Source organism: Tannerella forsythia 92A2 (assembly GCF_000238215.1).
Taxonomy (GTDB): Bacteria; Bacteroidota; Bacteroidia; order Bacteroidales; family Tannerellaceae; genus Tannerella; species Tannerella forsythia.
This window is the reverse complement of sequence record NC_016610.1, coordinates 2,628,001-2,639,654: the sequence shown is the minus strand read 5'-3', so window position 1 is coordinate 2,639,654 and position 11,654 is coordinate 2,628,001. Positions and strand designations below refer to the sequence as shown.

The window sequence follows — 11,654 nt, the reverse complement described above, 5'->3', positions numbered from 1 at the left end:
AAGTTTCTATGTTCTTAGTCATACGGAGTCCGGACGGCGGAACAGCATATTCTTCGCTTAAAATTTCAGCGTTACACGTGCCATCATATTCGTTCCGGCCTGTGCGAAGTACCCGGAATCGGTCATACGTTTACCATCGAGGATATAGCTGTATGTCCAGCCGTTCGTTTCGTACATTTCGTTAAAGAGGTTGCGGATATTCAAGTCGAGTCCGATCTCTTTCATAAAACGGGGACGGAACGTGTATCCGATGCGCAGGTTGTTCACAAAATACGGATCCAAACTGCGTTGGCGCGATGAGGTATTGTCAAGATACTGCCGACCGACATACGACGACATGAAAGCTGCCGAGAAGCCCCTCCAATGGAAGGCGAAGGTGCTTCCAAACGTCAGGTTCGGAGAAAAAGCGATATCGGTCGTACCGAGATTTTTGGAGGTTTGAGGCAAGTCGTTCCAGTTTGCATCATACGTATCGACATATTCCGTAAAGTTGCGGATTTTGTTGCTGCTCAACGTCAAGTGTCCGTTCCAGTCGAGCCACGACGCCACTTTTACCCCTCCGCTCAACTCAGCTCCCATCCGGTAGCTGTCTTTGATGTTCGAGGTCAGCTGCTCTCCGATTTCACTGATTTTACCGGTAAGGATTAACTGATTGTCGTAATCCATATAGTACAGGTTCAGACCGGCACGGAAGATGCTTCCCGTGTACTGATAGCCGGCTTCGTAGTCGTAAAGCGTCTCGTAGGCAGGCTGTGCCGAAGGACCGTTCTCGGTGAAGTTATCGCGGTTCGGCTCGCGATGTGCCACGGCGAACGAAGCATAAGCATGATGACCGTTTCGCTCGAACGAAAGCCCGGCTTTCGGATTGAAGAATGAGAAGGTCTTCTTTACACGTACCTTATCACCGGCTTTATCATCGCTTCCGTTGATTTGGTAATCAATGCCGCGATATTGCAGGTCGGCATAGGCACTTAGCGAAGGCAGGAAGCGACAGGTCGCTTTCACATAAGCGTTATAGTCGAGTTTCTCGCCACGGTTACGGTAATATTCGTGGTTGGGTTTGGGCAGCGCGGCTGAGGTCTTAACCCAGATGACACGTCCGAAGTGATCGCCGATGTAATTGTTGGCCGATGCACCGAAAGAAGCCTGCAACCGGTCGTGCGTATAATTCATGCGGAATAATGCCCCGTAAAAATCGTTTCTCAACCATTTACGACGAACAAGATCGGTCTTCTTGTGAATCTTACCCTTGGCATCTACATAATTGTCGAGCTTGTACGATGCATACTTCGCACCGGCCTTGTAGTCTTCGTAATATCCTTTCCCGTCGGTATAGTGCAGCGTTACGTTCAGGTTCAGTCGGTCACTGAAACGTTGCGTAGCGAGCAAGTGATAATGATGCTGCCAATAGTTGTCCGTCTGGTTATCGTAGAATTTCGTTTCGCCGTTCTCCTTATAGGCTCCGCAACTGTTGTATCGACGGTTTGTTTTAAGTTTGGCCGAATCAACCCCATACCATGCCTGATAAGTCACTTCGCTGCTGCCGAAAGTCTGGAATTTGATCATTGTTCCGCCGTTGTAATAAGCGGCCGAGCCGTAATACGAATTCATATCCGCCCGGGCGCGTTCGATATACCCGTCGGTCTGCACATTCGAATATCGTGCATCAAACACGAAATGCTCCCAAAGCAGTCCCGTCCCGCCGCAGAAAGTATTCGTAAATGTCCCGAAACTGCCGGCCGACGAAACGACTTCGAGGTACGGTTTGAGCGATGGACGTTGAGTCTGCATCGAGACAGTCGCGCCGAAAGCGGCCGCACCATTGGTCGAGGTACCTGCTCCGCGTTGAATCTGAATATTTTCGACCGACGAAGCGAAATCGGGCATGTTCACCCAAAAAACCCCGTGACTCTCCGAATCGTTGACAGGTACACCATCGACCGTAAAATTGATCCGGTTAGCATCCGTACCGCGCACCCGCATGGATGCGTAGCCTATGCCATTCCCACCGTCGGAAGTAACAACGACCGAAGGTGTCTGCATAAATAAATAGGGCAACGACTGCCCGGTATTGTTGGCCCTCAGTTCCGCCGCCGACACATTGCGAAACGCCACGGGCGTCTCTTTCCGCGCCTGCACGGCCGAGACAACCACCTCGTTCAGCTCATACACACTTGTCGAATCGACCCTTTCCTGGGCCATCACCGATACGCCGGACAACAATAAGCCGGCTACTCCATAACAAATCTTCCTCATTTTCTTTTCGTTTTAAATAAAATGGGGAGCTACGAAATATACAGAAAAAAAGAGACAAAAAAACCTACATCTTCCTACGCCGGCATTACCCGGATCAGGTGTAAGGGTATGATCTCAGCCTGTAAAAGTAAGGCACCCCTGTTATATAAATTCGGGGGCAAAGGTAATCATTTTTATCATCAGACGTTCATCTAACCCGGATTTTTCGGGAGCTGACGCATCAAAACCCGATTGAGGACGAAATGCGGTACGAGACGAAGATAATGAGAAATATGCGCGGAAACTTCCGTGCATCGACGGAAGGCTTAGCGAGTTGCGCGGAGACTTCCGTGCATCGACGAAAGGCTTAGCGAGTTTTGCGGAGACTTCCGTCCGTTGTCGGAAATCTTAATGAACCGCGCGGAGACTTCCGTGCATCGACGGAAGGCTTAGCGAGCTTCGCGGAGACTTCCGGAGGCATCCTTACAAAGGCGCTATTTCTCGCTATTTTCAGCCATCTCAACGAGTCGTTCGGAGCGCTGCCCGACCGATCGCCTCCAGAAAGTCTTTATTCTTTTCTACCGGCGCTTTAATCAGTTCCGGAACATTATATGTGTACGTAAACGTGTCGTAAAACTCCGGATCTTTCTGCGGAAGCAGAAAAGGTTTTCCGGCACGTCCGGTACGACGGTCGAATGCGGCCAGATAAGGACGCGCCCAAAGTCCGTCCATACGTTTACTGCTAAAAACAAACCAATCGCCCGACGAGGCCCACGTATGATAACTGTCCACATCGTTGCTGTTCACTTCGTCAAGCACACGTATCGCTCCGCTTTGCAAATCCATCAGATACAAGTCGCTTTCAGGATGCCAGATCGAGAAGTTCCCGTAATCGAACTGCGTAAACATCAAATATCGTCCGTCGGGCGAAACACGCGGAAAAGAAACGGAACGACCGAAAGCAGACGCCTGATAGACGCATTCAAGATCGTACAGGCGTTCCTCTTTTTCGTCGAAACGAATGCGATACAAGTCGTACCGGATACTGTCGAGCGGCATTCCCTGAGCATACGCTGCCGCACGACAAAAATAAAGCGTCGTTCCGTCGGGCGACCAAGCAGGAAAAGTCTCCATATAGTCCCGCGTATAAACGAGCGAGTCGGTGAACATCCTTCGGGTCTGCGTATCGTAAAGCACCAAATCGGCATCGAGGTCGGACACTTCAATCGGTTTCTTGCCCGAAGCGTGAAAGAACTGCTGTATCTCATTCATCGAAAAAGCGATGTAACGTCCTTGCGGATGCCAGACCGGATACGTCGCCCCGTTTTTATACCCTTCCGGTTTGAGGTTCACCTTCTCGGTCTGTCCGTTACGGCGAATCAGCGTCCCTCCTTGCTTTCCGCGGATATGCAGCATCATCGTCGCAGGTGAGTTGAGAGTGAACGAATGGCAGTTCACACATTGTTTGCCGAAGTCGCGGTTTTCCAGCAGCGGAGTCTCCTTATACGAAGTCAAATCGCGCTGATAGATTCCCATTTCGTTCCACAATTCATATCCGGGATACAGGAGACGATAAACGAGAAAAGGGTCTATCGGATGCTCGGATACCGTGTTGATAATATCCGCATAGCGTATCCACTTTTCTTCTTTCAGCAAACTGATACGAAAGAAAATCTCCTTGCCCTGTGCCTCTTTCAGCAGACTTTTCCATTTTTTTTCCGGGATATGCACCGTCGGATCTTTGCTGCGAATGAGGATCGTCACGTTTTCCGCATAACCGATCTCCGTCTGATAAGCCTCCGCCGTATCACGGATGACGAAATTGGGCGGAGCTATATTGATGGGAAAGGTAACGCCGGCATAATCGGGATATATCTTCGGCTGTGCTTCACGATGTGCTTCGGGAGCATGATAGGAAACGCATCCGGCAAGCACGCAAACAATCAGCAACAGAAAGTATGCAATGGATCGAGTATTCATATCGATTGTTTCTAAATTTGTCGTTTAATCACGGATCACTTTCGATCCGTAAGGGCTGATGTAATTGAGGTAAAACCAGTACGTATTCCCAAACTCGGCCTGTAAGGCCTCCATCTGTTCGGCTTGTGCCAGTCGATAGTAACGATCGAAACGGCGCTTAGTATCTTCACCGACGGTAAGGCCGGTCATCTCAAACACCTTCTCCCGGCCTACGCCAAGTTCGTAAATATAAAGAGCTTCCTCATAAGTCTGCGGTAAACGAGGATAAGCAAAACGACGCATAAGCGGGAGATTTTGAGCAAACCGCTCCACGTGATTACTCAGCAGCAAATGGCTCATCAGGTATTCAAAAGCCATACGATTGGTCGTATCTTTTTCGCACAAATACTGGAGTTCGGGACCGAGATTCAACACATTGGAAAAACGTGCAGGAATATCGTCGACGTTTTGCAGCGCATTTCGAGGCAACGACGTATCGGACGTACCGGCAAGCTGTTCGAGCCGGAGCGCTTCGTCACGATAGAAGAGCGATTGCTTCAGCAGATTGATAAAACGCTGCGCAACGCGCGGACGACCGTTCGAGAGATTATAACGAGCCAGATTTAGCAGGTGCGGCGCCGTCTCTCCCCACACGACCATCGCCTCGAACTCCCAGCGATGCGCCTCGTTAAGGTAACCCAATTTTTCATAAAGCAAGTATCCGTATTCGCTCTCACGACTGTTTCCGTCCCACGGAAAATACAGGCTCTTCACCCCCAATGCCTGCGGATAGTCAAACAAGCGATAAGGCAATGAACCGGTATGATACAATGCCAGATTGTGAAAATAAGCGATCAGCTGATTGCTTCTCCCGCGATCAAGGTAATTTTCGGTATATTCCAATACTTTGTTCCAATCTCCGGCCTTGGCGGCCTGCTCGGCCTTAAGCATGATACGCTCGCCTACGGAATACGATTTCAAAAAGAACACATAGCCACCTGCCGAGTATACGGTTAGGAAAATTACGGTCAGCCAAATGCGGCCATAACGGCCGACCGGCTGCGGCCAACGGATGATTTTTCGTTGCGGTCTTACAAAAAGCAGCAACAGATTGATCAGTAACAAAAGCAGGAACACCCCCACGACCGTTTTGAGGGAATGATCGACAGACATGGTATAAAAGAAAAAGCAAAGCGAAGAGACAACGGCCGGTTGCAACAAATCTTCCCCTTCGATGAATATTCGGATGATACGGTCTGTTAATAAATAAACGGAAGCAAGTATTAAAGCCAATAGAGCGCTTCCTGCCGTAGGATTGTAAAAGAATTGAATCACAAAATTCGTGACGTATTCCAGCCAGCCTTCGGAGGCGAAGATCTGTCGCCGGTACGAAGTAGAGTAAAGAAACAGATGATGCTGCTCATGATATGTAATCACGTGCGACAAGGCTCCCCGATAAACCGTAAAATAAACGAGGAAAAGCAAGCCGAACAGAACGTATTTCAAATATTTCATTGTATGGTAAAAAAAGTGAATAAGGCTGCCCTGCAAAAAGAATTGCAGGACAGCCTTTTTATACCGATCGGACGGCATTAATTCGGATAACCCGGATTCTGTGTCAGAGCCGGATTCAAATCACGCTCCTCCTGCGGAATGGGATAGACGTAATTATGATCTTCGTACTTACTACCGGTCAACTTCACATTCTCTCCTTCGTAGAGAATGCAAATCTTTCCTCCGTCTCCTTCTTTCGCATCGGACGAATCGACCAGCTTGTATTTCAGCCCGAGGAACGGTTCATTGAGCACTTTTTTGGCAATACCCCAGCGACGAATATCCCACTGACGTTTGCCCCCTTCGAGTGCAAACTCCACGCGCCACTCGTTACGGATACGCTGACGCAGATCGTCCTGTGTCCCGCAATACGTCGGTTTGCTTGCATCCGTCTTTTGCAGTTCGGGCATACCGACACGTTTGCGCACGGCATTCACAGCCTTGAACGCCTCATCATCGAGCGGTGACAACTCATTCTTAGCCTCGGCATACGTGAGCAACACCTCGGCATAACGTATCAATACGGCATCTTTACCCATATCCCAGCCTTTTGACGAAGGATCGATGGACGGATCGAGCCATTTCTGCTGATAGTAACCGGTAGCCGTGGCATCGCCATGCTGACCGATTCCGGTCGGAGCAGCCGATTTCAACGGAGCCACGTTGATGGTTACCCCGTACAGGGTCTCTCCGTGGTGCAGCACATTCACTTCCAGACGCGGGTCGCGCTTCTCAAAAGGCTTTTTCGGATCGTAAAGCGTCGACTTGGCAATCGGAGCCCCCTCGATATCTTCAAAAGCATCGACTAAGCTCTGTGTAGGGTTAATACCACCCCATCCTTTCGTCGGGAATGCTTCCCAACCGATCAGAAACCACGAGTTTTCGGCTTCCTTGAATTGCTTAACCAGAATAAATTCCTTGCATCCGTCGGCTTTCTCCCAGAAGAGTTCCTGATACTTGCCGGTATTCTGCTCATCATATAAATTATATTCGTTCAAGTCCATCACTTTCTTCGCGCTCTCGGCAGCCACATCCCATTTTCCATAGTATAAGGCTGCACGTGCCTTCATGGCCAACGCAGCACCTTTGGTTACGCGACCATATTCCGAGGCGCTCCAAGATTTAGGCAAATATTCGATGGCTTTATCGAAATCTTGCATCACCTTTCCGTATACCTCCTCACGGGGAGTACGCACGATGCCTTCCTGATCACTTAACGATAACGGCTTGTCGATATAAGGAACATCGCCGTAGCTGCGTATCAGATTGAAATACTGGAGTGCGCGGAAGAAATAAGCCTGACCAAGCACGCGATTCTTCTTTTCGCCGTCATAGTTGGGAATAAGATTGACCTTACTGAGCACGATATTCGCTTTACGGATCGCTGCGTAGTTCTCTTTCCATCCGAAATCCTGTGGGTCGTACACTCCTTTCGAAATATTTCCGGCCGCCCATTTGATACCGTGCACCGCATCGTCCGAATTAATCGCATCGTCCACGTCCCAGTAAGGGAGTGAAGTATACAGGTTTGAGACCGCTTTTTCCGCATCGTCGGGCGATCTCCAAAAGCTTTTATCCGATAGCTCTTCAAGGGGATAACGATCCAGATCGACACAGGAAGTCGTTCCCAGCACGGCTATCGCAGCAGCAATATATAGATGTGTTATTTTCATTGTTCTTTTTATTTTAAATAATTTAGAATGTCATTTTCAGTCCCAGTGAAACTTTCTTCACGTTCGAATAAAAAGCTCCTCGCGTATCCGAAGGCGATTCGGGATCTAATCCGTCAAGTCCGGAGAAAGTCAATAAATTCTCACCCGAGACAAAGACCTTCAACCGGTCGATACCTGCTTTGCCAAGCAATTGCTTTGGAAGGGTATAACCAAACGAAATATTTTTCAGACGGACATACGAAGCATCTTGAAGCCAGAACGACGAAACGGCATAGTTCGTCTGTGAGTCTTTGGTGATACGCGGATACGAAGCGTTATGATTCTCCGGCGTCCAGCGGTCGAGGTGTCTTTTGAGTACTTTTCCACTGTTGAAAAAAGAATATGAAGCCTCTCCCGTGTAATAGGCATCGACGTCGAAAGCGCCTTGCCAAAGCATCGAGAAGTCAAAATCTTTATAATAGAGACCCACGTTTAATCCGCCGGTCCAGCTCGGAAAGTTTTTACCGATTACCCTACGGTCGTCACCGGCAGTGATTTTTCCGTCTTCATTCAGGTCTTTGTATTTAATATCGCCCAGCTTTTCACGTCCCAAACGCTTGGGATGGTTCTTCAGCTCTTCTTCGGTATTGAAATAGCCGTCGGCCACGAATCCGTAGAACGAACCGATGGGATGCCCTTCCAAACGCCAGATATTTTCGTTATCCGGATCTTTCCCCTCGGTACCGAACATATTCGTGATTTCGTTCTTTACGTATGCTACATTGAAGTTGACGCTATATCTGAAATCTTTATTGATACGGTTGTTGTAGAAGACATTCAAGTCAAATCCGGTATTCTCCACATTTCCGGCATTCTGCGCCGGAGGATTCATCCCGATCACGCCCTGAACAGGGAGGTAAAGCAACATATCGTTTGTACGTTTTTTGTAAAGAGACAGTTCAAAGCCGACCATGTTGTTCAGGAATGCAGCTTCAAGACCCAATTCATAGTTGGTCACGGTCGCCCATTTCAAGTTTGAATTCACATAGCGTGATTCATGCACCGTCGAGTAAAGCGTATTGCCGAACATGGTCAAGCGATTTTTAGCATTATAAGCATACGTCGAAACGGCCGGATAAATATCATCGCTTTTCAACTCTTCATTACCGGTTCTCCCCCACCCCAGACGCAACTTAAGATTGCTGAGCCAGTCGAAGCGATCTTTGATAAATGCTTCTTCCGAGAGTCTCCATCCGGCCGAGAAAGCCGGGAAGAATCCCCAGCGATTATCTTTCGGGAAACGCGACGAGGCATCGGCGCGCATGTTGGCCTCGAACAGGTATTTGTTCTCATAGTCATACTGAATACGTCCGAAGTATGAAAGACGCGCCGTTTCATGTCCGCCGTCAAGGTTTTTTTGCGACGAGGCATCGAGCGTATTGAGCGATTCGGGAAGATCATCGCTTCCACCGCCGGTACGACTCGTTTCGGTGTATCGATACGTATATTCCACCTGTTCGGCACCTGCCAAAAGACCGATCGTATGTTTGTCGAATGTTTTATTGTAATTAGCCAGTAACTGCGATGTGTACCAGTTCCAGTTATAATAATTATGATATCCTTCGCGCTTACCGGAGTCAAACTTACTATATTCCCAATGTCTTTTGAACTTACGCAGATCACGGGCATCGTGGCGTAGCGAGTAAACCCCTTTGATGCTCAATCCTTCAATCGGAGTCAAGGTAAGGTAAGCTGTTGCATTGAGTTGCTGATCGATCCTGCGGTAAAGTCCCGTGCGTCCCTGATGGGCAACAGGGTTCTTCAGGTTGTTGTAACTGAAATTCCCGTCTTTGTCATAAATCCCTAACGTAGGGGGAATACGGTTCACGTATTGCAGCAATTCCGCAAATCCTTCAAACTCGTCCCGATCCGTTCCGCGATAAGCCGAAGCATTCAATCCGACACTTACCCACTTGTTGATTTTCGAGTCGAGATTGATACGACCATTATACCGGTCATAGCTTTTTTCCTGCGACAATCCGTCCTGAAAAAGGTAAGCCAGTGAAGCCATATACGTCGTACTTTCCGATCCACCGCTGATCGATACATTGTGTTGCGTTTCGAGCGCTCTCTTTTTCATTACCGCATTATACCAGTCCGTGTCGGGATGTCCGATCGGGTCGGAGCCATCGCGGAATTTCTGGATATCTTTGTCTGAGAACGGCAGCGGAGCATTCGGATTTTCGTTACGTGTAGCTTCGTTATACAACATGGCAAAATCGGCTGCTCCGAGGAAATTGAGTCGGGCGGTAGGGCTTGCCCACGACACTAATCCGGAATAATTGACACGGGCGCTCTGTCCTGCTTTTCCTTTCTTGGTGGTGATCAAGATGACCCCATTGGCAGCCTGCACACCGTAAATAGCCGACGAAGCGGCATCCTTCAAAACAGAAATCGACTCGATATCTTGCGGATCAATCGAGTTCATGCTTCCCGGTACTCCGTCGACAATTACCAACGGACTGGCAGCATTGATCGAGTTCTTACCGCGGATGGTGATCGTTCCCGTCTGGGCGCCCGGCGCACCGGAGTTCTGGATCGTCGTTACTCCCGGCATCGTTCCGGCCAGTGCGGCGGAAACGCTCGCCACCGGACGCGCTTCAAGCGCCTCGGCCTGAAGCGAAGCAACGGACCCCGTTAAGTTCGCCTTCTTTTGTACACCGTAACCTACGACTACGACTTCGTCCAGCACCTTATCGTCAGACCTCATCGTCACGTCGATCGTTGTTCGTCCGGCCACCGCTACCGTTTGGGTTTGCATCCCCATATAGCTGAAGGTAAGTTTGCCTCCGGATGGCACATTCTCCAATACATACTTCCCGTCGATATCGGTAATCGTACCGATCGTGCGGTTACTCTCTACCACAACGGATGCTCCGATAACGGTCAAGCCCGTATCGTCCACGACCGTACCGCGTACAGTAACGGTCTGAGCAAACGTTCCCAACGATACTGTCCACAGCAGGGCAAACAGTATTCCTTTCCATTTACAGATTGAATGTTTACGTTTCATTCTTAATTGTTTTTAATAATACTATGTTTATTGTTCCATTCGTTCATCTCATCTACAGTCTTTGCGTTCCGGGCATAGAAGTATCATCTCCTTTCGTGTCCGAAAGGAAGCATACCGGTATCGGGCCGTACAAAGAAATACCGCCTGCGATATCGGGAAAGAATAAATTTGGTTTCGGAAAAAACGGGAGAAAAGCCGGTTAAAAACTCGGCAGAATAATTAAATAAAAGTACCCCCCCCATGTTAATATTTGCAAATATTAACAAAAATATCTTTGCCATACTCTCGTATAGAGTGCAAAAGCCTCGAAAAGTGTTCTTATTCCTACTTATCGACATCTTATTATCTGACTTTGTATGGCTCACTTTTTTATCTTCAAGCTGTTTTTTTTAGAATCCGCAAAAGTATCCGTTTTTTTTAGAATAAAATAACAACCATATATGTTATATAACATGTTTTCAATTCAATTGAGTCATTCGCAAAGAAAATTCACGCTATCCCCTGCATAACGACGTATAATTTTATCATTTATTGATAAAATAATTTTCAAAACACATTGTTCTCTCACAGACAACGTCATGCGCATGACAAGATGCAATCGTAATGAGTTTTGATTTTCTCCTTTAAAAGAGTTGCAAAGCAATATGGGCACAAGCTTCAGCGTCGGCGAGTGCATTATGATGATTCTCCAGGTCGAAGCCTATATGTTGAGCGACGGTTTCTAATCTGTGGTTGGGCAGATTGGGGAATACTTTGCGTGCACGTCGGCAGGTACAGAAGAACTTATTGGTATGCAACGGGAGTTTATAAGCGGCAAGCACGGCATGCAGACAGCCTTCGTCGAATGGACTATTGTGGGCTACAATAGGCAAATCGCCTATTTGGGGCTTGACCTCGTCCCATATTTCGGGGAAGAGGCTCTCGGTGTCGGTATCGTGCCGAGTGATACCGTGTATCTTCGTGTTGAAATAGTTGTAAAAATTCGGGTAGGGTTTTATCAGTCGGTAATAGGTACGCGTAATCTCAGCATTATCGACAAAGACGAGTCCTATGCTGCACACACTGCTGGGGTTTCGGTTGGCGGTTTCGAAATCTAATGCAACGAAAGTGTTCATTATCTAAATCGGTGTGTATAGTACACAGGCATTGGGTTAGTTAGTAGTAATATTTTGGGGCAAAAT

The 11,654-nt window shown here is 48.2% G+C and carries 6 protein-coding genes and 1 riboswitch; all 6 genes read right to left on the bottom strand.

The genetic code is table 11. The features are described 5' to 3' along the window. Nucleotides 1-57 precede the first annotated feature (57 nt). Nucleotides 58-2,256, bottom strand: a complete 2,199-nt coding sequence (locus BFO_RS10730) for a TonB-dependent receptor (protein ID WP_014225742.1) — start codon at nt 2,254-2,256, stop codon at nt 58-60. Nucleotides 2,257-2,310: 54 nt separating this feature from the next. Beyond that, a riboswitch (TPP riboswitch) is annotated at nt 2,311-2,406 on the bottom strand. Nucleotides 2,407-2,754: 348 nt separating this feature from the next. Next, entirely contained in the window at nt 2,755-4,215 is a 1,461-nt protein-coding gene (locus BFO_RS10725) for a TolB family protein (protein WP_014225741.1), read from the bottom strand. A 24-nt stretch (nt 4,216-4,239) separates the two neighbouring features. Further along, on the bottom strand, nt 4,240-5,709 hold the full coding sequence (locus tag BFO_RS10720; RefSeq protein ID WP_041591313.1) for a DUF6057 family protein: 1,470 nt from the start codon (nt 5,707-5,709) through the stop codon (nt 4,240-4,242). A gap of 77 nt (nt 5,710-5,786) precedes the next feature. Next, nucleotides 5,787-7,421: a RagB/SusD family nutrient uptake outer membrane protein gene (locus tag BFO_RS10715; RefSeq protein ID WP_014225739.1), complete on the bottom strand. Its 1,635-nt coding sequence runs from the start codon at nt 7,419-7,421 to the stop codon at nt 5,787-5,789. A 22-nt stretch (nt 7,422-7,443) separates the two neighbouring features. Continuing rightward, on the bottom strand, nt 7,444-10,473 hold the full coding sequence (locus tag BFO_RS10710; protein ID WP_014225738.1) for a SusC/RagA family TonB-linked outer membrane protein: 3,030 nt from the start codon (nt 10,471-10,473) through the stop codon (nt 7,444-7,446). A 623-nt stretch (nt 10,474-11,096) separates the two neighbouring features. Beyond that, the gene (locus BFO_RS15125; RefSeq protein ID WP_014225735.1) at nt 11,097-11,588 is read right to left on the bottom strand and encodes a 3'-5' exonuclease; all 492 of its coding nucleotides are present in this window, start codon (nt 11,586-11,588) and stop codon (nt 11,097-11,099) included. Between the last annotated feature and the right edge of the window lie 66 nt (nt 11,589-11,654).

Coding starts and splice junctions, on each gene's coding strand:
- BFO_RS10730 (WP_014225742.1), bottom strand. CDS start 2,256: ATGAGGAAGATTTGTTATGGAGTAGCCGGCTTATTGTTGTCCGGCGTA.
- BFO_RS10725 (WP_014225741.1), bottom strand. CDS start 4,215: ATGAATACTCGATCCATTGCATACTTTCTGTTGCTGATTGTTTGCGTG.
- BFO_RS10720 (WP_041591313.1), bottom strand. CDS start 5,709: ATGAAATATTTGAAATACGTTCTGTTCGGCTTGCTTTTCCTCGTTTAT.
- BFO_RS10715 (WP_014225739.1), bottom strand. CDS start 7,421: ATGAAAATAACACATCTATATATTGCTGCTGCGATAGCCGTGCTGGGA.
- BFO_RS10710 (WP_014225738.1), bottom strand. CDS start 10,473: ATGAAACGTAAACATTCAATCTGTAAATGGAAAGGAATACTGTTTGCC.
- BFO_RS15125 (WP_014225735.1), bottom strand. CDS start 11,588: ATGAACACTTTCGTTGCATTAGATTTCGAAACCGCCAACCGAAACCCC.